This is a genomic window from Fictibacillus nanhaiensis, assembly GCF_019801215.1.
Lineage (GTDB): Bacteria > Bacillota > Bacilli > Bacillales > Fictibacillaceae > Fictibacillus > Fictibacillus nanhaiensis_C.
The window spans coordinates 908,361-928,305 of the sequence record NZ_JAHVJO010000001.1 but is presented as its reverse complement, the minus strand read 5'-3'; the positions used below and the strand labels follow the sequence as shown (position 1 = coordinate 928,305).

The following is a 19,945-nucleotide window of genomic DNA, read 5'->3' as shown; positions in this document are numbered from 1 at the left end:
CTATGATAAGATAGCATACATACAAATGAAATAAAGGATGAGAATGCTTTGAAGAAATACGTCAAAACATCAATGATAATCGGCAGCGTAATAATCCTCTCTGCTTGCGAACCTCTTCAATGGGCACAAAACCAATGGGACTCTGCTTTTAACGATTCAAAAGAAACTACCCCTAAAAACAAAGAAACAAAAAAAGAGGACGAGACAAACCAAACTCCGTCTCAACCAGATGTAACTCATGGCAAGGACCATCCATCTCAAGAAGCCGATCTACCTTGGCTCGAAGAAACAGTGACGGTTTCAGGTGATGGAAAAGCAATTATTCAAAACTTAGATGATTTGTTGATTGTTGCAAATAAAGAAAGAAATCTGCCAGAAGATTACGAACCAAAAGATCTAGTCATTCCAAATGTGCCTTTTCCTTTCAAAGAGGACCTGCCTAAAAAGCAATTAAGAGAAGAAGCAGCACGTGCAGTGGAAGAACTCTTTAAAGATGCCCAAACGCAAGGATTACAGCTGCTTGCGCAGTCAGGTTATCGCTCATATGAGACACAAGTTTCCATTTTTGCTTATAATGCCAATCAATACGGAGAAGAACAAGCAAACCAAACGAGTGCACAGCCTGGACAGAGCGAACATCAGACTGGTCTATCGTTAGATGTAACTTCACCAGAAGTAAACTATGAATTAGTGGAGAAGTTCGGTGAAACGAAAGAAGGAAAATGGCTTGCTGAAAACGCTCATCAATATGGATTTATCATTAGATACCTCAAAGGTAAAGAGAACATAACTGGCTATGAGTATGAGCCTTGGCACTTAAGATATGTTGGAGTAAAGCATGCGAAAGAAATCCATAATAAAGGGATAACGCTGGAAGAATACCTGCAAAAACCATAATTTCTAAGACAGCTTTTATAGAAAGCTGTCTTTCTTTAAGATTGAACAAAAAGGCTGTACCCTTTAAGATAGAGAGAGAACAATTAAAGGAGTTTCTGCGAAGATGACTGATATCAATATTTGGCTTGCATTTGGAGCAGGGGTATTATCGTTTATTTCCCCGTGCTGTTTGCCACTTTACCCAGCCTTTTTATCCTATATTACGGGCATTTCTGTTCAAGAATTAAAAGAAGAACAAGGTATGCTTAGGAGAAGGGCGCTATTACATACCTCATTTTTCTTGTTAGGATTCTCGGTTATTTTTATCGTCCTTGGGCTATCTACAACATTTATCGGTGATATTTTTGTATCCTATCAATCTTTGTTAAGGCAGATCGGGGCAATTGTTATCGTCTTTTTCGGTCTTGTTGTAATGGGATTTATAGCACCTACTTTTTTAATGAAGGATAAGAAGCTTAAATTCCAGTCCAGACCTACTGGATATGTGGGGTCCGTATTAATTGGAATTGGATTTGCCGCAGGCTGGACGCCATGTATGGGACCCATTCTGGCAGGTGTTATCGCACTTGGTGTTTCAAACCCTGCTGCTTCATTAACGTATATGATCGCTTATGTTTTAGGATTTGCTGTTCCATTTTTTGTGTTAAGCTTCTTTTTGGACAAACTAAAACCAATTAAACGCTTTAACCGTCAATTTATGAAAATTGGTGGAGGTTTGATGGTAATAATGGGTGTTTTACTATATTTTAATTGGATGACTCAATTTACCTCTTTTTTAATAAACAGGGTTTTCGGAGGCTTTCAAGGTTTTTAAGCGCAACGAAGAAAGGAGAATCACATCATCATGCAATCAAGATCAAACGACCTAATCTTAAAAACGACGACCAACATTATCGTATTCGTTATTTTAGCTTTTTCAGTAAATATGTTATTTTCAGGACATAATGCTCCAGGTGGGGGATTTATAGGTGGTCTTATGGGAGCCGGAGCCTTTTTGTTGCTTTATGTTTCATATGGACTTAAACCAGTACATAGAATTTTACCAATCAACTTTAATTATATGATTGCAGCAGGTTTGCTCACGGCTGTAATAACTGGTGCGGGTTCTTTTGTTTTAGGCGTACCCTTTTTAAGCCATACTTTCGGTTATTTTTATTTGCCATTGTTAGGAAAAACCGAACTTGCTACGGCGATGTTGTTTGACTTAGGTGTATATTTAACGGTTATCGGAGTGACCATGACAATAATCCTTTCTATAGCAGAAGATAAAATAGAAAAAGTAGAAGAGGAAGGGAACTGACCGTGTTTTTTGTTGCGAGTACATGTTTTGCCATACTTATGGGTATCATCATTTTTAACTTTAGAATGAGAGAAACAAGAGAACCGGTTACGCTAAAAAAGATTATCCTTCCACCGCTTTTTATGAGTACCGGATTTCTCATGTTTGTAATTCCTTTTTTTCGAATCACATGGATCGAAGCAGGGGAGGCCTTTCTAGTCGGAATCATGTTCTCAATCTTTCTGATTATGACCAGTAAGTTTGAGATAAAGGGGGAGGATGTTTACTTAATACGATCAAAGGCGTTTATTTTCATTATTATTGGATTATTCGCCATCCGTTTAGCGTTAAAATGGTATGTCGGAACATCCATCTCCTATTTTGAAACGAGCTCTTTGTTTTTCGTTGTAGCCTTTGGAATGATCTTACCTTGGCGTTTAGCGATGCTATTTTTGTTCATTAAAAAAAGAAACGAAATCGCATTATAAAGAAAAACCCCTGAGACGAATTCGTGGCCACTGAAAAACCGGTTGAATTTCAACGGTTTTTCTTTTTAATCAGAAAAGAACAAGGGCTTCGCATGAAAATCACTTGCGAAGCCCTTGTTTTTTGACCTTTAACAACAAATATTTGAACGACTGGTTGGTATAATAGGTATCCTGTCGTTGTTATGACAATAATTGTCCTTTAGTTCATCATAGACAAACGAAAAATCTACAAGCTTATTCATGGGTGAGTCTTATTTTCTAGAAGCAAATTAAATCATAAAGACCATATAGGGACTGAAGAGCATTGAGACCAATATTTGTTTTTTTATTTTATAGAAAAAAGATCAACCCAACTCTAAGCTGGTTTGATCTTTTTTTATACTAACTTGTGGGGATTGTAGCAGAAGGGTACTGACTCCTGCGGGACGAGTGGGACAGGTGAGACCACTAAAGGCGCGAAGCGTCAGGGGGCTCACCGCCCGCCCCGCGGAAAGCATGTACCCTGAAGCGGAGATCCCCGCATTCAACATATTAATAGGGAGTTTTTCAGTGCCCTCTACCAATTCAGGGTTTTTACGCGAGTAAAGATTGATAAGGTTTAAGATCGATATTCTTCTTTTTTAATGTTTTGATCAGCCACTTATGATCACGCTTAGGGGTAGCTATAATGTACCCTCTTATAATCAAGTCCTCAGTCATTGCACTCGCATTTTCCTCTAAAGCAAGCTCACCGATCTTTCCAGCAATTTTTTCTTTTGCTACATCTCGGAATAATTCAGGAACAGGAGCGACTAATTCGTTTAATAATTTCTTCTGTTCGTCATTCCACAAGTGGATCGTTTCGTTTATATAATGTTCCTGCCAGTCCAAAATCGATTTTCCATCTTCTTTGGGAAGGCGTTTTAAAAATTTTCGAAACATAAAATAGCCGCCAATGGCAAACATGCTAAACAAAAAAACGGACCATAACACGATAAAGGTGATGAACCATCCAGACAATGCGTCCACCTCATATGTATAAATTTGGCGGGACCATGTGGGAATCGAACCCACCGGAGACGGCACGCGCCTCCCAAAAGGTTTTGAAGACCTAGGTAAGCACCAGCTACACAACTGGCCCCATAACTTTAATCACTCTTGACACATTATACATGATACAGGGTTCAAAGGACAAGGTATATCACTTATCGACAGGAAAAAGGCGAGATTTGTCGAAAAAGCCCTGACTGATACAGAAGGTAAAATACACTATAACAGGTTTTCGAATATAACAGTCTTTCATATTCACTATAACAGTGCAGGCTGTGGACAACTGTGCATAACTTTTATTGTGGATAACCTGTGGGTATACATTCCTGAATATTTATGCAGTGACGTATAAAGATTTGGGAAATAATGAGTTTAATTACGATTTTAAGAATCGCAAAAAATTCCAAGCTTAATTCTTGTAATTTACTAAAGCATTTCATAAAGTTGTATAGAGTATGTACATAGGTGGTTAAAAGATGACAGTTAACTATTATACAATCGGCATGGCAGGGCATATCGATCATGGGAAGACAACACTGACAAAAGCGTTAAGTGGAGTTGATACGGATACCCTTAAAGAAGAGAAAGCACGTAAGATTACAATCGAACCTGGTTTCGCTCCTTTTCCATTAACTAAGGAAATTCATACTTCAATCGTCGATGTTCCTGGACATGAAAAATTAATTCGCCAAATGATTGCAGGTGTAGCAGGTATCGATTTGGTATTACTCGTCATTGCTGCCGATGAAGGAGTTATGCCTCAAACGAGGGAACACTTTGAAATCTTGTCGTTTCTTGATATTCAAAACGGTATGATTATTGTTACAAAATCAGATTTAATCGATGAAGAAATGAAAATGCTCATTGAAGACGATATAACTGAGCTTACGAATGATTCCATCTTTCAAACGTTTCCGATACATTATGTAGATAGTCTTTCTTTAAATGGCATTGAAGAATTAAAGCAGAGAATGGCCGACCGATTAAAAGTTACAAAAACAAGATCGGCACTAGGTCCTTTCCGTATGCCAATCGATCATATTTTTACTGTAAAAGGACAAGGAACAGTTGTAAGAGGTACGGTTTATGAAGGTGAAGTTCATGAAGGAGACGAGCTGGAAATACAACCTGGGAATGAGTTAGTTAAGATTCGTAAGTTACAAGTCCATAAAGAAAGTGTCTCAACGGCAAAAGCGGGTCAGCGAGCTGCGATAAATCTTTCAGGCGGTTCTAAGGCTGATTGGAAAAGAGGACATGTACTAGTATCCCCGCAAGTTTTTTCAATTACCGATACGGTTGATCTTGTCCTTACTACAGGGAAGGATTGGTCAGGTAAGATTAAACAGCGCTCTCAAATTAAGTTTTACACAGGTACTTCAGAAGTTATGGGAAAACTCATTCTTTTTGATCGGAATGAACTTGAACGTTCAGTGGATCAGGTTTTTTGTCAAGTACGATTAAATGAACCTATTGTAACGAAACGTGGTGACCGTTTTATTATTAGACGTCCTTCTCCTGAAGAAACGATCGGTGGCGGCGAAGTAATTGATCCAAACGCATCTCATTATAAGTTCGGTTCAAGCACCGTAAACCTGTTAAGAGAGAAGTTTGAAGGCACTCCAGTAGAGAGAGTCTTGCAAGTGTTACAAAATGAGGGGACTTTAACCGATAAAGAAATCATGAAGTTAACGGGCATAGAAGATCAACAAATGAATGGCATACTGGAAGATCTGTTAAACTCTCATACTGTTCATCACATAAGTGGCTATTATGCGACAAACGTTACGATTCAATCTTTAGAGGAAGAATTAACAAGGAAGTTAAATGCTTTCCACGAGGAAAATCCCTTACGTCAAGGCATCCCGAAAGCAGAGATCGTGCAATCTTTAAAAGGAGCACTTCAACAGAAAGTGATTACCGGTTTGGTTGAGCGGTTGTTACAAAAATCTACTATTAGAATTACCGATCAATTTGTCCATTTGCCAGATTTTGTTCCTCATTATCCACAAAAATGGGAAAAACGGATGTCGCAGGCTGTAAATGAATTAGAAAGAATGGGATTTGAACCACTTGATTTTCTTTCGGTATATAAAAACCAGCAGCTACCAGATGAGTTGTATATGGATTTTAAATATTATCTAGTCAAAGATGGAATGGCAGAGGTTTTATTTGACGAGGTTCTAATTAGCAGCAATGTTTTTATAAACGGAGTTAAAATTTTGAAAAGTAAAACAAATGAAAGCTTTTCTGTTCAAGAAGCAAAAACTGCGCTTAATCTTTCAAGAAAGTTTCTGATTCCTATTTTGGAATGTATAGATTTAAAAGGGTATACTGTGAGGGATGCAAATTTGAGGAAATGGGTGTAATCTTTGGCAGACTCAACATTAAAAATCGTGTTTTTTACGCCTTATTACCATCAAAATCGCGGAAATTCAACAACAGCAAGACGCATTCATCATGGCTTATCCGAAAGAGACGTTTCAATCTCTGTTTTTGCATATGAGGAGGAACCTCTTACGCAAAAGATTTATGAGGATATGGAGAATGCTGATGTGCTGCATATCCTTCATTTTGCCCGTTTTGCGAAGTGGTCCGAAAAACATAAGGTTCATATTCAGAAACCATATATCATTACTTCGGGAGGAACCGATATCAATCACTCTTTAGAGGAGAATAAAGAAAGATATGCATCCCTTTTGAACCAGGCAAAAGCCATTACAGTTTTTACGGATGATGCAAAAGATTTTCTTGTCCAAAAGCATGGATTTAAAGACGATTTTATTCATGTTATTCCTCAGAGTGTGTATTTTCCTGAGAGTATTTCTTCAGAAAAGCTCTCATTGCCAACAGGATATCCAAAGCTGCTATTACCAGCAGGGTTGCGTCCAGTTAAAGATGTGTTATATGCACTCCCCCCCATTGAAAAATTAATCAATGATTATCCTGATACTGTATTTCTCATCTTGGGTGCAAATTTAGATGAAAAAGTTCATGAGCAATTAAAGTTGGCACAAAAAAAATATGATTGGCTAGAATACAGTCCTGAGATCGACCTCTCCAACATGAAACACGTCTACCAATGGGCAGATATTGTCCTGAATACTTCACTTTCAGAGGGACAGCCTACTTCTTTACTTGAAGCGATGAGTGAACATACACCTGTAGTAGCAAGATTTATTAGCGGTAATAAAAGTATCGTTCGTCATGAGTGGAACGGAATGTTATTTCAAACCGAGGATGAATTGTACGTTTCTCTTAAACAACTTGTATCAGATAAAGCTTTTTATCATACTATTAGTCAGAATGGGTACCAAAATGTAAAAGAGCACCACATGATTGAAAAAGAAATAAGAAAGTACATTAAATTGTATGAACAAAAAAAGGAGAGAAAGAAATGAAGAAAATAGGTTTATTGTTTATGATTCTAGCTCTATTTGTATCTGCATGCGGAACAAAAAATGAAGAAGATAAGGTGAAGAGCAGTAAAGACTCTACGTTCACGATTGGTGTAATTCCTGCCCAGACTGAAGGAGAGATGAAGGGAGCACTTGATAAACTACAAAAGCTATTGAGCGAGAAATTAGATCGTGAAGTAAAAATTACGTCATACCCTGATTACAATGGTGTGGTTGAAGCGATGAATTACGAAAAAATTGATATGGCTTATTTCGGTCCGCTTACATATGTGGTCGCTCATGAAGAAAGTGGAGCAGAAGCTATCGTAACTCAGTTAATAAAAGGAGAACCTTTTTATTACTCTTACTTGATTACTCATCGTGACAATAAATACGAAACAATTGAAGATATGATATCTGATATAAAAAATGTTAAGTTTGCGTTTGGTGATCCTTCTTCAACATCCGGTTCGTTAATTCCGTCTATAACATTAAAAGATAAAGGCGTGTATAAAAGCGAATCCGAAAATGATTTTAATAATGTAAGATTTACGGGTTCACATGATGCAACAGCACTTGCTGTTCAAAACAAACAAGTTGATGTAGGTGCAATCGACAGTGCGATCTTTGACAAGCTTGTGGAAGAAAAGTCGATCGATGGAGATCAGTTTAAAGTGATATGGAAATCAGAGAAGCTTTTCCAATACCCATGGGCTGTTGCCAAGAAAACAGATAAAGAAACAAGAAAACAGCTTCAAGACATCTTTTTAGGAATTAAAGATAAAGAGATTTTAGATGCTTTTGGTGCGACTGCCTTTACGAAGGCAGAGAACAAAGATTATGAAAGTATTCGTGAAGCAGCAGTTAAAGAAGGTATGATCCAAGAATAGAGGGAAATAATGGTTTGGTTTAAAAAGGGCCAGTTTTTTGTCTTCTTAACCTTAATCGTTCTTGTTGGATTCAGCTTAAGAATGACGGAGTTTGATCTTTCAAAGTTTCAAGACTTTGAAAACATGGGTGATTTTTTAGCAAAATGGTTTCCGATGAACACGGAGAGTCTTCCATATTTGTTTCAGGAGAGCTTATTAACCATTGCAATCGCCTTTTTGGGGAGTTTATTCGGTCTATTATTTGCACTTCCATTAAGTTTTTTTGCGGCACGGAATACGAGCGGGCATCGCTTTATTTTTACGATAACCCGCTTCTTTCTTAGTTTTTTACGATCGGTGCCTGAATTTGTGTTTGGTTTAATCTTGTTGACTACACTAGGTCTAGGCCCTTTTCCCGCGGTGATTGCCATTGTGCTTCATAATATCGGGGTGCTTGGGAAATTGATCTCAGAACTGATAGAAGCTGCAGATAAGGGTCCTATGGAGGCGATGTCAGCAGTTGGGGCACAACGCTGGATTGGCAACTTATTTGCGATCCTGCCTCAAATTTGGCCAAATGTGCTCTCTCAATTTTTTTATCGATTCGAAGTAGCCATACGTACATCTCTCATTTTAGGATTGATTGGCGGAGGCGGAATCGGTCAACAGTTATTTATTCATTTTAAAACATTCCAATATCAACTTGTTTCCGTTGATGTCCTGCTTATCATGCTGATGGTCATTATCATCGACTACATGGGCGGAAAAATTAGGGAAAAGGTTATTTAGGTGGTAAAATGATAAAATTTGAAAATGTATCTGTAAAATATCCTGGTGCGGCAGAACCTGCCATAAAAGATTTAAATCTCTCTTTTGAAAGAGGAGAGTTTGTTTGTGTTCTTGGACGAAGCGGTGCCGGGAAATCTACGTTTATTCGTTGTATAAACGGACTTCAGCCTGTATCTGAGGGAACGGTAAAATGGAACGAAAAATCGTTATCGGATATGACTCATAAAGAGAATTTAGAGATTCGCCGGAAAACAGGTATGATATTTCAGCAATTTAATTTAATCCCAAGGATGAGCGTTGTTCAGAACATATTAACGGGGTTATTCGGTTATAAGAAATCCTATCAAAACCTTTTAGGTTTGTTTAGTTCTTCTGAAAGGATGACAGCTATAGAAGCGATCCAACAAGTTGAATTAACAGTTGAACCCACGAGAAGAGTTGAGAATTTGAGTGGGGGCCAAAAACAAAGGGTAGCCATTGCTAGAGCTCTTATTCAGAACCCGAAAGTGTTTTTAGGAGATGAACCTGTTGCAAGTTTAGACCCCGGAACAGCTGAAAGAATTTTTTCCCTTCTTAAAGAGACGCATAGTAAGCGGAATTTAGTGTCCATTATTAATGTTCATGATGTAGGTCTTGCAAAAAAGTTTGCGACAAGGATTATCGCATTAAGAGAAGGAAAGCTCATCTTTGATGGACTGCCTGAACAATTTAATGAAGAAATGTATGCGGCAATTTATAATCAATAAGTAAAAAACTCCGGAAAGTTCCCGGAGTTTTTTTAGTTCGCCATAATTGGCTTATGAGTAAGTTTTGTTACTTCCCCAATAATTGCAGCGGTGTGAATCCCTTTTTCATTTAATCTTGTAACGTATTCTTCCGCTTCTATTTTGGAGAGGCTGACTAAGAGACCTCCAGAAGTTACAGCATCACAGTAGATAAGCTGCTGCCATTCCTGTAAGTGATCATTATACGCTACGTCGTCTTGTATCCATCTGAGGTTAGCTTTTGATCCTCCGGGAACAATTCCTTCTTTAGCGAGTTCTTCTGTTCCAGGCAAGAGAGGTACCTTTTCAAAATCAAGATGAATGGTAATACCGCCTGTTCCTTTTGCCATTTCCGTTGCGTGTCCAAGCAATCCGAAACCTGTTACATCTGTAACAGCATTCGGAGAAAGTCCTGCAAGACACTCAGCAGCGGTTTTGTTTAACTGTGCCATCGTTTCACTTACAAGCTCAAGCTGCTCTTTGGTGAGTTTATCTTTTTTTATGGCCGTTGTTTGAATGCCCACACCGATTGGTTTTGTTAAAACGATAGCATCTCCAGGTTTTGCTCCTACGTTTTTAAAGACTTTTGAAGGATGCACAAGTCCAGTTACAGATAAGCCAAATTTCGGCTCAGCATCATCGATAGAGTGACCACCGACAAGCACAGCACCAGATTCTTTTACTTTATCAGCAGCACCTTTAAGTATTTCAGCAAGCACATCATGACCTAATGTAGCGATAGGAAACCCTACAATGTTCATGACAGTAGTTGGTCGACCGCCCATCGCATAAACATCACTTAATGAATTTGCTGCTGCGATCTGTCCGAACATATATGGGTCATCCACGATAGGTGTGAAGAAATCCACTGTTTGAATCATAGCAAGATCTTCTGTTAATTTGTAAACTCCGGCATCATCTGATGTATCTAAGCCGACTAACAGGTTGGGATCATGTTCTCCTTTTGGTAAATGACGCAAAACTTGCGCCAGGTCTTCTGGACCAATTTTGCATCCTCAACCACCTTTTGTTGATAAGTGGGTCAGACGTACTTTTTCTTTACTTGTCATATGCTTTAAGCACCTCCTATATGTAGTATAAACATTATTTTTGTTTCTTGGCTAAGGATATACTAAAATAAGCTTAAAAAGGAGGATGAAGAATGATGAAAGTAAGTATCGAATTTTGCATGATGTGAAACTTTGCACCAAAAGCCGCGGGTCTCGCGGAAGATATTTTTAATCATTATCGTACTCAAGTATCGTCTCTTGAACTTATTCCAAGTTCTGGCGGTGTGTTTGAAGTAACGGTGAATGGTCATAACATTTATTCAAAGAAAGAAACCGGCGAATTTCCGGAACACGAATTAATCATTAACGAACTTGAAAAATTTAAGGCATAAAAAGATGATCCTCCTTTAAGGTCATCTCTGTTTTTGCCTTTTAGGAGGAACTACATCTTGCTAAAATCAAAGCTTTTAAGGCAGCTTCCTGCTGTTCATGAATTAGTTAAAGAAATCAGTCTTGAAGTGAATGATAAACCTGAGAGGGAAATAACACGTGCTGTTCAAGACTCTATTTACACTTGGCGAAATACGATTCTTGCATCACCGAATAGCATTGACTTGAATACTGACTTGAAGACATTGATCAAAGAGACGGTCGTTACAAAGCTTAATAAGCCAGCAAACCGAATTACATCTTTAATAAATGCAAGTGGTGTAGTCATACATACCAACTTAGGTCGTTCAAGGTTAAGTGAACGTGCAGTTAAAAGAATGACGGAAACGGCCCTAATGTACTCAAACTTGGAATACAACCTTGAAGAAGGTAAAAGAGGATCAAGACATGATTTAACCGAAGACCTCATAAAACGGGTTTCGGGAGCAGAAGCTGCAATGGTCGTTAATAATAACGCTGCTGCTGTTTATCTTATCTTAAAAGCTCTTGCTAAAGATAAGGAAGTAATTGTATCCAGAGGGGAACTTGTAGAAATAGGAGGTTCATTTCGAGTATCTTCTATAATGGAAGAAAGTGGCGCGGTTTTAAAAGAAGTTGGAACAACGAACAAAACACATTATTCCGATTATGAGAACGCTATAAATGAAAACACCTCATTGGTTATGAAAGTTCATACAAGCAACTTTAAAATAGTTGGTTTTACAAAATCTATTTCTTCGAATGAGCTTATGACATTAAAAAAGAATGCTCCAGACCTTATCGTCTATGAAGATCTTGGCAGTGGTGCACTGTATCCCTTTGATCAGCATGGAATCGGAGAGGAACCTTTAGTATCTGCAGTTATTCGTCAAGGTGTAGACCTAATCACATTCAGTGGTGACAAGCTGCTTGGAGGACCCCAGGCGGGCATTATAGCCGGAAAGAAGGAGTTAATACAAAAATTAAAGAAACATCAGCTTGCACGTGTTTTAAGAGTAGATAAGTTTACAATCGCAGCGTTAAACGAAACATTAAATAGCTATTTAAATGAAGAATATCATTCGATCCCAACTGTTCGCGATATCTTAAAAACACCTGAAGAAATTAAGGCGAGAGCCATCCAGTTAAAGGAAAAAATAAAAGAAAACGCTTCTCTTACTTTAGACATTGTAGCTGATTATTCCCAAGTAGGCGGGGGAACGATGCCGGAGGTGAAGTTACCGACATATTGCCTTGGATTAAAGCATGATAAGGGTGCTGAATTTTTATCAAAAGCTTTTCGAAATTACAAAGTACCAATTATTGTGAGAATAAAAGATGACGAAATACTTTTGGATCTAAGAACGGTTACTTCCGACGAGGAAAAGGTTATAATCGAAGCAATACAAACGATTTTTACAACTTAATAAAAGTGCAAAACAAATTGAAGAGGCTGATCCCAATTTAGAATCAGCCTTTCTCCTTGCTATGGCTGTAAGTTACATCCTTATATCATATTGCTTAATGGCCTTCACCATGATTTTGCCTCGTATGATTACGTTGTTTCACTTTTTTTGAACCACTCATAGGAGCAGGTTGTCCAGGATTTTCTCCTTTAGGGGCGTTTTTTCGTATGTCCTTAAACGTGTTGCTTTCTCCCATAAAAATTACCTCCCACCTGAATAATTATTTTTTAAAATGGAAGCTTAAAGGTATATCAAACCAGAAAAGGAAGGATACCACTATGCCATATCATAAAGACAAACAACAAGCCTATCAGGCAGCTGAACAAGGGTACCATTATGCGGTCGAAGTCTCAAAAAAGCTAAATTCTTCAGATAGTGAATATGGTGTTAATTATTCACATTTTATGACTGAGAATGAAAAGGCTCGCCAACAAATCGAAAATGCATTAGAAACGGCATCTGAACATCAACATTCACAATTAAAAGATTATTTGAACGACCTTGAACAGTTAGGCACTCAATTTCCAAAGCCTTAGTGGCGTTTTTTCGTTTTTTTATTGTTTTGTCGTTCTGCTTCACTCAGTTTTTCGTTAGGTAGCGTGAGGGCTTCGTTTCCAAATTCTGTTTCATAACCGGCACCGTTCCCTTGTGCTTTTGCAGCATTCATTCCAGGACGAATATGATTTGCTTTATTTCTTCCCATGGATCATCTCACCTCCGTAATATTAGTGTGTACAATCAAAAAAAGAAGAAGCACTCCAAAAAAAGGAGTGCTTCTCTTACTTCATGATCTATATTTCGTTAAAAGCATCCACAGTCCTGATAAACCAATCAGGCTGTAAAGTACTTTTGTAATAGTGGTAGCGCTACCAAAAACTTCCGTAACAATGTTTAAATTAAAAAGACCGATGAATCCCCAGTTTAACGCTCCGACTAGCACTAGTAATGCTGCTAACTTTTTTAACCAATCCATCGTTTTCCCTCCAATCATTATTAGACGTGATTAATGAAAAATAAAGTGAAAACAAAATGATATTTCGTCATTTACTATATGATTTTTTTATTCTAATGGTGATTTACTTTTCATAAGAAAAACTTATGTCGTTTGATAACGATTTACTATTTTACTTATGAAAGGGTTTTACATATGATAAGAGAGGGAAAAAAAGATTTTGTGTGGTTTAACTGGGATATATGCACATTTTTTCGACAATTTTTCTCATAATCGTGTATGATTGTTACTGAAGGGAGAGAGTGGAACATGAAAAAGAATGATGTGTTTAAAGCCCGTTCTACCTTTGATGTTAACGGTAAGCAATATAGCTACTACCGTTTAGGAGCGTTAGAAGAAGCGGGAATCGGTAACGTATCGAAGTTGCCCTACTCTGTAAAAGTATTATTGGAGTCTGTTTTAAGACAATTTGATGGAAAAGTAATTACGAAAGAGCATGTTGAAAACCTTGCGAAATGGGGTACGGATGATCTGAAGGAAATTGATGTTCCGTTCAAGCCATCTCGCGTTATTCTTCAAGACTTTACTGGTGTTCCAGCCGTTGTTGACTTGGCATCTTTACGTAAAGCAATGAAGGATATGGGTGGAGATCCTTCCCAAATCAATCCGGATATTCCGGTTGACCTTGTAGTTGACCATTCTGTTCAGGTTGATAAAGCAGGGACTCAAGATTCATTAGCTTTTAATATGGACCTTGAATTTGCCCGTAACGAAGAACGTTACAAGCTTTTAAGCTGGGCTCAGTCTGCATTTGATAACTACCGTGCGGTTCCTCCAGCAACAGGTATCGTTCACCAGGTTAACTTAGAATACTTAGCACCCGTTGTGCTAACAAGTGAATCTGAAGGTGAGACAGTTGCTTATCCTGACTCATTAGTAGGTACTGATTCACATACGACAATGATTAATGGTCTTGGCGTACTTGGATGGGGCGTAGGAGGAATTGAAGCAGAAGCAGGAATGTTGGGACAGCCTTCTTATTTCCCAGTACCTGAAGTAATTGGTGTTAAGCTAACAGGTTCACTTCCAAATGGAACAACAGCTACAGACCTTGCACTTAAAGTTACCCAAGTGCTTCGTGAAAAGAAGGTTGTTGGTAAGTTTGTAGAATTCTTTGGACCTGGTCTTCCCCAGATGCCGCTTGCTGACCGTGCTACTATATCAAACATGGCACCAGAATATGGTGCAACATGTGGTTTCTTCCCTGTAGACAAAGAAGCATTAAACTATCTTCGTTTAACAGGAAGAACAGAAGAACAGATCGAGCTTGTAGAAGCATATTGCAAAGAGAATGGATTGTTCTACACGGCTGGTGATGCAGATCCAGAATTTACAGATGTGGTTGAGATCAATCTTTCTGAGATCGAACCAAACTTGTCAGGACCTAAACGTCCACAAGATTTGATTCCGTTATCTCAAATGAAAGACAGTTTTAATAAAGCTCTTGTTGCTCCTCAAGGAAATGCAGGTTTTGGTTTAACTGCCGATGAGATCAACAAAGAAGTAGTTGTAAAACATCCTGGTAACGAAACATCTACAATGAAAACAGGTGCTGTTGCGATCGCTGCAATCACAAGTTGTACAAACACATCCAATCCTTATGTAATGCTAGGTGCTGGATTAGTGGCTAAAAAAGCAGTTGAAAAGGGATTGAAAGTTCCTGGTTATGTGAAAACATCATTAGCACCAGGATCTAAAGTGGTTACCCGCTATTTAGAAGAAGCAGGTTTGATGAGTTACATGGATCAGCTAGGATTTAACCTAGTAGGTTATGGCTGTACAACATGCATCGGTAACTCAGGACCGTTATCTCTTGAAGTTGAAAATGCGATCTCTAAAAATGATCTAACTGTAACATCTGTCCTATCAGGTAACAGAAACTTTGAAGGTCGTATTCACCCGCTTGTAAAAGCAAACTATTTAGCATCTCCACCACTTGTAGTTGCTTATGCACTTGCTGGAACTGTCAATTTCAACCTTCAATCCGACTCGTTCGGAACAGATAAAGACGGCAATGAAGTTTACTTTAAAGATATCTGGCCGTCTACAGAAGAAATTAATGAAGCAATGAACAAAGCAGTTACTCCAGAATTGTTCAAAAAAGAGTACGAGCGTGTATTTGATGAGAACGAACGCTGGAACGAACTGAAGACTTCAGCAGATCAGCTATATGGTTTTGATGCTGCTTCAACTTACATTCAAAACCCGCCGTTCTTCGAAGAGCTTTCTGCAGAACTTAAGGAGATTCAACCTCTTAAAGATCTAAAGTTAATCGCGAAGTTTGGTGACTCTGTAACAACTGACCACATTTCTCCAGCAGGAGCCATTGGTAAAGATACGCCAGCAGGAAGATACCTTATTCAAAATGGTGTTGAGCCACGTGACTTTAACTCTTACGGATCACGACGTGGTAACCATGAAGTAATGATGCGTGGTACATTTGCAAATATCCGTATTCGTAACGGTGTTGCTCCTGGTACTGAGGGCGGATGGACAACGTATTGGCCAACAAACGAAGTAATGAGCATTTATGATGCTGCTATGAAATACAAAGAAAATGGCACTGGCCTGATGGTAATTGCAGGAAAAGATTACGGAATGGGATCATCCCGTGACTGGGCTGCAAAAGGTACTACTTTGCTGGGTATTCAAACTGTACTGGCTGAAAGTTTCGAACGAATTCACCGCAGCAACCTTGTGTTGATGGGTGTACTTCCTCTTCAATTTAAAGACGGAGAAACAGCAGAAACGCTTGGTTTGACAGGAAAAGAAGCATTTACTGTTGAAGTAGATGAAACAGTAAAACCTCGTGATCATGTTAAAGTAACAGCTGTATTTGAAGACGGAACAGAAAAGTCATTTGAAGTTGTTGCACGATTTGATAGCGAAATAGAGATCGAATATTACCGCCACGGTGGTATACTACCAATGGTTCTTCGAAATAAATTGGCTCATTCATCTCAAACTCAAAATTAATTAATTCAACAAAAATCCTTTGCCTGCAATCGGCAAAGGATTTTTTTGAACTCATATTTCTAACATTGAGATATTAGCTAGCCATTAGCCATTTTTTGTATGTTTCTCATCCAGTTTTTTTTCAAGCTGCTCGATGTAAGATTCATCTTTTAACAGTTGTCGTTTGTTCTCATTTACGAGTTCGCGAAAGTTCATTTTTCTGTTTTTTCTCATACAAGACACCTCTTATTTGGAATACTACCAATATTGCCCATTTAATTTACGAATAATCAAATAATATAAAATATCTTCCAACGTGTTCTTGAATAGAGACTTTTAATTAAAGGAAAAGTAAAAAGAAGACGAAAGGAGGTTAGACCTTTGAGTAATCCAAAACGCTTCCCAGAAGAATTTGTTCCGAACCATATTGGAACACAGCCAAGAGAGAGCAACAGCAACAAGGGTAAGAAGATGGCGAATAAATCACATGATCATGCAGATTATGTTCCTCCAAAAGGATAATACACGTAAATGAAAATATTACCTGCTCCTAATTTTCACTTTGACTCCCATAATTTTTAGATTTTGTCGAAAAAATGTATGTAGTGAAAGAATTAGGAGGGGTACGTTTGATTACGGCATCTGTCAAACCATTACCTGTATCACATAACAAAGATGATCAGGATTACTTATATCGACAACTTGAGATTGAAATGCAAAGGCTAGGCCATCTAGTCCCATTTCGTGAAGAATTAAATTGGGAAAAAGAAATTGTTTCCGTTGAACTTGGAAATGAAGACACGTTGGAAAAACTGAAAAGAGCAGCTGCTAAAAATGATGGTGTCTTTTTATTTTATGCGAAGCTTTTTAAAGGTACCGTTTACCAGCATATAATTTTACATCCAAACACAGAAGGGTTTTATTTGCCTTTTCGGTTTGAAGAACCTTTCCAGATTACAGTAAAAAATAAAAAATATTGGATCGGATCTTCTATAAGACTTGCTGAAGAACTTGCCTGGCTTGAGATAACAATGAAAAACTGTGAGGACGAAAGTATAGTTGAATATTGGAAATACCTTACTGATCTTTGTCATACCAGTATTGAAAACATGAGTCCAATATTGTTGCAAAAAAATTAAACGAATAAGATTTTTGGGTTTTTGCACACACTAGGATGAATTCAATTTTTATCTTAAAAGGAGAATGCATCATGCAAAAACAACCAAACAGAGATGACCGCAGCAATAATGTTGAGCGTTTAGAGCAGATGGTAGAAAATACTGAACACAATATGCAAGAAGCAAACGAAACGATGAATGATTCTGAACTTACAGCGAGTCAAAAAGAGCAGATCAAAGAAAAGAACCAGCATAGAGAAGAATCCATCGAACAGTTTAAAATTGAAATTCAAGAAGAAAAAGCATATCGAGAAGGAAACGATCTTCAATAAAAAAAGACCGGCATAATGCTGGTCTTTTTTTTTATTTTCTACTAAAGTGAAAGAAAACATCAAAAAGGATGATCTAAAAACTTATGAATTTTATTGAAACAATCATCGATGTACGATACGCAGAAACGGATCAAATGGGTGTTGTCTATCATGCCAATTACTTTGTTTGGTTTGAAATCGGAAGAACCAAACTGATTGAATCACTCGGGTTTAAATATGCAGACATGGAAGCAGAAGGAATACTTTCACCCGTAACAGATATCCAAGCTTCTTATAAAAAACCTTTAACGTATGGGCAGCAAGCTATAATTAGAACAGCGATCAAAGAATACTCAGGCATAAAAGTTGTCTATGCTTATGAAATCTACAACGAGAAAGAAGAGTTATGTGTAACGGGGACGTCCATTCATGTATGTGTAAAAAAAGAAAATTTCCGTCCTATATCGATTAAAAAATATTTTCCAGAATGGCATTTAGCCTATATTAACGCGATGAGTGAAGAATAATGGCGTTTGGAATTAAAAGAGTTCAATTAAAAGCATGGAAGGAAAGTGTCATTGCAGGTGAAATTGCGTTTATTACTCATTTTTGGTATGATCCACGTTTTCCAAATGAAAAGAGCGTTACAAAAGTAGGCTGCAGCAATTTGGAAACATTAATAAAGTGGGGCAGTAAATACGGCTTAAAACCGGAGTGGATTCACGAAAGAGAAGCTTATCCCCATTATGATCTTATCGGGGATAAGCAAAGAGCAATTATGGAATGTGAAGGGAGAAGTGAAGAGCTCAACAAATTTCTTTAGGTTCTTTATTCACCTTTAGAAAATTCGTACTGAATTTCTCCGTTAACGATAGAAACGTTCAAGTCGTTTTTATCAAAGAACCACTCATCTTCTTCCTCAATAAAAAACAAGTGATCCTGAAGTTTTAATGTTGCAGCCGGATGTTTAGGAGTGTCTTTTATAACTCCTAAAGAAAAACCTTGCTGAATAGAACTCGATCCACCTAATCGTGCAAAGAAACGGATGCTCTCACCTTTATCTTCCTTCAGATCTTTTATGATATGATCTGCAGTTTCTTTACTCATTTGTATATTCATATCGGTTTTCTCCTTCAGTTTTAGTTTTAGATATTGTGGCATATGGTTATTTAATAAACAATAAAAATGCCTTTTCATCTATGTTAAAATGGTTATAATAAGAATAAGCAATTCCATTTGGAAGGATTTATCAGCAAAAGGGGAAATTAAATGAGACAGCGAGTTGCACGATTAGTATTAACGTTACTGCCACAAAACAAAATATCATCGATCATTGGTAAAGCAGGACGTTCAAAATTGAGTAAACGTTATGTGAAGAGATATGCGAAACATTATAAAATTAATTTATCTGAAATTGAAAAACCGATTCATGAATATGCCCATCTTACAGAGTTCTTCTCAAGAAAACTAAAAGAAGATGCAAGACCGATCTGCGGAGATGAAATGCAAGTCATCTCACCAGTAGATGGACTTGTTACACAAATGGGACGTATTGATAAAGGGACGATTATTCAGGCGAAAGGCATCTCCTATCCTGTTCAGAAACTCCTTGCTGAGGAAAATAAGACGGGATTCGAGAGCGGCCATTTTATTACTATTTATTTAAGTCCAAAGGATTATCATCGCATCCATATGCCAATTAAAGGTGAGGTATACAGCAGCACGTATATACCTGGCCGGTTATTCCCGGTTAACGATATTGGAGTAAACCACGTTAAAGGACTTTTCACTAAAAACGAGCGGGTAGTTACGTTTGCTGAGACAGACTTCGGCAAATTAGCAATCGTTAAGGTAGGCGCATTCATCGTCGGCAGTGTTAAAGTGAAATACGATGAAAAAGTTCGGCGATGGAAAAAAATCATGAAAACTTCTGTCTCACCGGTAGTATATGAAAAAGGTGAAGAAGTAGGTCATTTCGAGTTTGGTTCAACAGTAATCCTTTTATTTGAAGATCGTGATTTTTCATTCAAACCTTCATTACAAGTTGGATCACCTTTACAGATGGGCGAAATAATCGGACAACACCCAGCTTCATCAAAAAAGGGAAAATACTCAGCTACCATATAACATTGATCCGGCAGACATCCGTTTGCCG

General features: G+C 37.8%; 26 protein-coding genes and 1 tRNA gene. 19 read left to right on the top strand and 8 right to left on the bottom strand.

Features of this window, described 5'->3' with window-relative positions; all coding sequences use genetic code 11:
- The first annotated feature begins 48 nt into the window (after nt 1–48).
- The 4 genes from KUV80_RS04815 (at nt 49) to KUV80_RS04800 (ending at nt 2,664) form a co-directional block, all read left to right on the top strand.
- The gene (locus tag KUV80_RS04815) at nt 49–897 is read left to right on the top strand and encodes a M15 family metallopeptidase (RefSeq protein WP_246625023.1); all 849 of its coding nucleotides are present in this window, start codon (nt 49–51) and stop codon (nt 895–897) included.
- Nucleotides 898–1,000: 103 nt separating this feature from the next.
- Entirely contained in the window at nt 1,001–1,711 is a 711-nt protein-coding gene (locus tag KUV80_RS04810; RefSeq protein ID WP_222461528.1) for a cytochrome c biogenesis CcdA family protein, read from the top strand.
- 27 nt (nt 1,712–1,738) lie between these two features.
- Nucleotides 1,739–2,197, top strand: a complete 459-nt coding sequence (locus tag KUV80_RS04805; RefSeq protein WP_338083479.1) for a Na(+)/H(+) antiporter subunit B — start codon at nt 1,739–1,741, stop codon at nt 2,195–2,197.
- 2 nt (nt 2,198–2,199) lie between these two features.
- Nucleotides 2,200–2,664 carry a CcdC family protein gene (locus KUV80_RS04800; RefSeq protein WP_222461526.1) on the top strand — a complete coding sequence of 155 codons (465 nt, stop codon included), beginning with the start codon at nt 2,200–2,202 and terminating at the stop codon, nt 2,662–2,664.
- A gap of 573 nt (nt 2,665–3,237) precedes the next feature.
- On the opposite strand, the gene KUV80_RS04795 is transcribed toward KUV80_RS04800, so the two are convergent.
- On the bottom strand, nt 3,238–3,663 hold the full coding sequence (locus tag KUV80_RS04795) for a DUF2621 domain-containing protein (RefSeq protein ID WP_222461525.1): 426 nt from the start codon (nt 3,661–3,663) through the stop codon (nt 3,238–3,240).
- Nucleotides 3,664–3,688: 25 nt separating this feature from the next.
- Nucleotides 3,689–3,785, bottom strand: a tRNA-Sec gene (locus tag KUV80_RS04790).
- A 384-nt stretch (nt 3,786–4,169) separates the two neighbouring features.
- On the opposite strand from KUV80_RS04790, the gene selB reads away from it, so the two are divergent.
- Genes selB through phnC form a run of 5 tightly spaced genes read left to right on the top strand, consistent with a single transcriptional unit; the run spans nt 4,170 to nt 9,492 of the window.
- Nucleotides 4,170–6,059, top strand: coding sequence for a selenocysteine-specific translation elongation factor (selB, locus tag KUV80_RS04785; RefSeq protein ID WP_222461524.1), 1,890 nt, complete (start codon nt 4,170–4,172; stop codon nt 6,057–6,059).
- Nucleotides 6,060–6,062: 3 nt separating this feature from the next.
- Nucleotides 6,063–7,091: a glycosyltransferase gene (locus KUV80_RS04780; RefSeq protein ID WP_222461523.1), complete on the top strand. Its 1,029-nt coding sequence runs from the start codon at nt 6,063–6,065 to the stop codon at nt 7,089–7,091.
- A complete protein-coding gene (gene phnD / locus KUV80_RS04775; RefSeq protein ID WP_222461522.1) occupies nt 7,088–7,978 on the top strand; it encodes a phosphate/phosphite/phosphonate ABC transporter substrate-binding protein in 891 nt (296 codons plus the stop codon). Before KUV80_RS04780 ends, phnD begins: the two co-directional genes overlap by 4 nt.
- A 9-nt stretch (nt 7,979–7,987) precedes the next feature.
- Nucleotides 7,988–8,746, top strand: a complete 759-nt coding sequence (gene phnE / locus KUV80_RS04770; protein WP_222461521.1) for a phosphonate ABC transporter, permease protein PhnE — start codon at nt 7,988–7,990, stop codon at nt 8,744–8,746.
- 8 nt (nt 8,747–8,754) lie between these two features.
- Nucleotides 8,755–9,492, top strand: a complete 738-nt coding sequence (gene phnC, locus KUV80_RS04765; RefSeq protein WP_222461520.1) for a phosphonate ABC transporter ATP-binding protein — start codon at nt 8,755–8,757, stop codon at nt 9,490–9,492.
- A 32-nt stretch (nt 9,493–9,524) separates the two neighbouring features.
- Here the strand turns inward: phnC and selD are convergent, their stop codons facing one another.
- Nucleotides 9,525–10,580 (bottom strand): selenide, water dikinase SelD, encoded by a 1,056-nt coding sequence (gene selD, locus KUV80_RS04760; protein ID WP_222461519.1) that lies wholly within the window; start codon nt 10,578–10,580, stop codon nt 9,525–9,527.
- 92 nt (nt 10,581–10,672) lie between these two features.
- Here selD and KUV80_RS18705 point away from each other — a divergent pair, with 92 nt between their 5' ends.
- Entirely contained in the window at nt 10,673–10,912 is a 240-nt protein-coding gene (locus KUV80_RS18705) for a SelT/SelW/SelH family protein (protein ID WP_425308213.1), read from the top strand.
- A gap of 57 nt (nt 10,913–10,969) precedes the next feature.
- Nucleotides 10,970–12,355, top strand: coding sequence for an L-seryl-tRNA(Sec) selenium transferase (selA, locus tag KUV80_RS04750; RefSeq protein ID WP_222461518.1), 1,386 nt, complete (start codon nt 10,970–10,972; stop codon nt 12,353–12,355).
- A gap of 94 nt (nt 12,356–12,449) precedes the next feature.
- Here selA and KUV80_RS04745 read toward each other — a convergent pair whose 3' ends face one another.
- Nucleotides 12,450–12,590 carry a small acid-soluble spore protein P gene (locus KUV80_RS04745; RefSeq protein WP_222461517.1) on the bottom strand — a complete coding sequence of 47 codons (141 nt, stop codon included), beginning with the start codon at nt 12,588–12,590 and terminating at the stop codon, nt 12,450–12,452.
- Nucleotides 12,591–12,672: 82 nt separating this feature from the next.
- Between KUV80_RS04745 and KUV80_RS04740 the strand changes: the two genes are divergently transcribed.
- Nucleotides 12,673–12,930, top strand: coding sequence for a hypothetical protein (locus KUV80_RS04740; protein WP_222461516.1), 258 nt, complete (start codon nt 12,673–12,675; stop codon nt 12,928–12,930).
- Here the strand turns inward: KUV80_RS04740 and sspO are convergent.
- On the bottom strand, nt 12,927–13,097 hold the full coding sequence (gene sspO / locus KUV80_RS04735) for a small acid-soluble spore protein O (protein ID WP_222461515.1): 171 nt from the start codon (nt 13,095–13,097) through the stop codon (nt 12,927–12,929). The two genes, KUV80_RS04740 and sspO, sit on opposite strands and share 4 nt — an antisense overlap.
- 81 nt (nt 13,098–13,178) lie before the next feature.
- Complete coding sequence (locus tag KUV80_RS04730; RefSeq protein ID WP_222461514.1) at nt 13,179–13,367, bottom strand: DUF378 domain-containing protein; 189 nt, start codon at nt 13,365–13,367, stop codon at nt 13,179–13,181.
- A 288-nt stretch (nt 13,368–13,655) separates the two neighbouring features.
- Here KUV80_RS04730 and acnA point away from each other — a divergent pair, with 288 nt between their 5' ends.
- Entirely contained in the window at nt 13,656–16,382 is a 2,727-nt protein-coding gene (acnA, locus tag KUV80_RS04725) for an aconitate hydratase AcnA (protein WP_222461513.1), read from the top strand.
- A gap of 84 nt (nt 16,383–16,466) precedes the next feature.
- On the opposite strand, the gene KUV80_RS04720 is transcribed toward acnA, so the two are convergent.
- The gene (locus KUV80_RS04720) at nt 16,467–16,595 is read right to left on the bottom strand and encodes an FbpB family small basic protein (RefSeq protein ID WP_222461512.1); all 129 of its coding nucleotides are present in this window, start codon (nt 16,593–16,595) and stop codon (nt 16,467–16,469) included.
- 147 nt (nt 16,596–16,742) lie between these two features.
- Between KUV80_RS04720 and KUV80_RS04715 the strand changes: the two genes are divergently transcribed.
- From KUV80_RS04715 to KUV80_RS04695, 5 genes are all read left to right on the top strand, one after another.
- Nucleotides 16,743–16,883 (top strand): acid-soluble spore protein N, encoded by a 141-nt coding sequence (locus KUV80_RS04715; protein WP_222461511.1) that lies wholly within the window; start codon nt 16,743–16,745, stop codon nt 16,881–16,883.
- 107 nt (nt 16,884–16,990) lie between these two features.
- On the top strand, nt 16,991–17,500 hold the full coding sequence (locus tag KUV80_RS04710; RefSeq protein WP_222461510.1) for a hypothetical protein: 510 nt from the start codon (nt 16,991–16,993) through the stop codon (nt 17,498–17,500).
- A 71-nt stretch (nt 17,501–17,571) separates the two neighbouring features.
- Nucleotides 17,572–17,811: a small acid-soluble spore protein Tlp gene (gene tlp, locus KUV80_RS04705; protein ID WP_222461509.1), complete on the top strand. Its 240-nt coding sequence runs from the start codon at nt 17,572–17,574 to the stop codon at nt 17,809–17,811.
- A gap of 83 nt (nt 17,812–17,894) precedes the next feature.
- Nucleotides 17,895–18,317, top strand: a complete 423-nt coding sequence (locus tag KUV80_RS04700; protein ID WP_222461508.1) for an acyl-CoA thioesterase — start codon at nt 17,895–17,897, stop codon at nt 18,315–18,317.
- A complete protein-coding gene (locus KUV80_RS04695; RefSeq protein WP_222461507.1) occupies nt 18,317–18,613 on the top strand; it encodes a hypothetical protein in 297 nt (98 codons plus the stop codon). Before KUV80_RS04700 ends, KUV80_RS04695 begins: the two co-directional genes overlap by 1 nt.
- A gap of 5 nt (nt 18,614–18,618) precedes the next feature.
- Here the strand turns inward: KUV80_RS04695 and KUV80_RS04690 are convergent, their stop codons facing one another.
- Nucleotides 18,619–18,909, bottom strand: coding sequence for a HesB/YadR/YfhF family protein (locus KUV80_RS04690; protein ID WP_222461506.1), 291 nt, complete (start codon nt 18,907–18,909; stop codon nt 18,619–18,621).
- 150 nt (nt 18,910–19,059) lie between these two features.
- Here KUV80_RS04690 and asd point away from each other — a divergent pair, with 150 nt between their 5' ends.
- Nucleotides 19,060–19,917 carry an archaetidylserine decarboxylase gene (gene asd, locus KUV80_RS04685; RefSeq protein ID WP_222461505.1) on the top strand — a complete coding sequence of 286 codons (858 nt, stop codon included), beginning with the start codon at nt 19,060–19,062 and terminating at the stop codon, nt 19,915–19,917.
- Nucleotides 19,918–19,945 lie beyond the last annotated feature (28 nt).

Bases quoted from the DNA above. Each gene is read 5' to 3' on its own strand.
- KUV80_RS04810 (WP_222461528.1), top strand. From the start codon at position 1,001: ATGACTGATATCAATATTTGGCTTGCATTTGGAGCAGGGGTATTATCG.
- selB (WP_222461524.1), top strand. From the start codon at position 4,170: ATGACAGTTAACTATTATACAATCGGCATGGCAGGGCATATCGATCAT.
- phnD (WP_222461522.1), top strand. From the start codon at position 7,088: ATGAAGAAAATAGGTTTATTGTTTATGATTCTAGCTCTATTTGTATCT.
- phnE (WP_222461521.1), top strand. From the start codon at position 7,988: ATGGTTTGGTTTAAAAAGGGCCAGTTTTTTGTCTTCTTAACCTTAATC.
- phnC (WP_222461520.1), top strand. From the start codon at position 8,755: ATGATAAAATTTGAAAATGTATCTGTAAAATATCCTGGTGCGGCAGAA.
- KUV80_RS04745 (WP_222461517.1), bottom strand. From the start codon at position 12,590: ATGGGAGAAAGCAACACGTTTAAGGACATACGAAAAAACGCCCCTAAA.
- KUV80_RS04740 (WP_222461516.1), top strand. From the start codon at position 12,673: ATGCCATATCATAAAGACAAACAACAAGCCTATCAGGCAGCTGAACAA.
- sspO (WP_222461515.1), bottom strand. From the start codon at position 13,097: ATGGGAAGAAATAAAGCAAATCATATTCGTCCTGGAATGAATGCTGCA.
- KUV80_RS04730 (WP_222461514.1), bottom strand. From the start codon at position 13,367: ATGGATTGGTTAAAAAAGTTAGCAGCATTACTAGTGCTAGTCGGAGCG.
- acnA (WP_222461513.1), top strand. From the start codon at position 13,656: ATGAAAAAGAATGATGTGTTTAAAGCCCGTTCTACCTTTGATGTTAAC.
- KUV80_RS04720 (WP_222461512.1), bottom strand. From the start codon at position 16,595: ATGAGAAAAAACAGAAAAATGAACTTTCGCGAACTCGTAAATGAGAAC.
- tlp (WP_222461509.1), top strand. From the start codon at position 17,572: ATGCAAAAACAACCAAACAGAGATGACCGCAGCAATAATGTTGAGCGT.
- KUV80_RS04700 (WP_222461508.1), top strand. From the start codon at position 17,895: ATGAATTTTATTGAAACAATCATCGATGTACGATACGCAGAAACGGAT.
- KUV80_RS04695 (WP_222461507.1), top strand. From the start codon at position 18,317: ATGGCGTTTGGAATTAAAAGAGTTCAATTAAAAGCATGGAAGGAAAGT.
- KUV80_RS04690 (WP_222461506.1), bottom strand. From the start codon at position 18,909: ATGAATATACAAATGAGTAAAGAAACTGCAGATCATATCATAAAAGAT.
- asd (WP_222461505.1), top strand. From the start codon at position 19,060: ATGAGACAGCGAGTTGCACGATTAGTATTAACGTTACTGCCACAAAAC.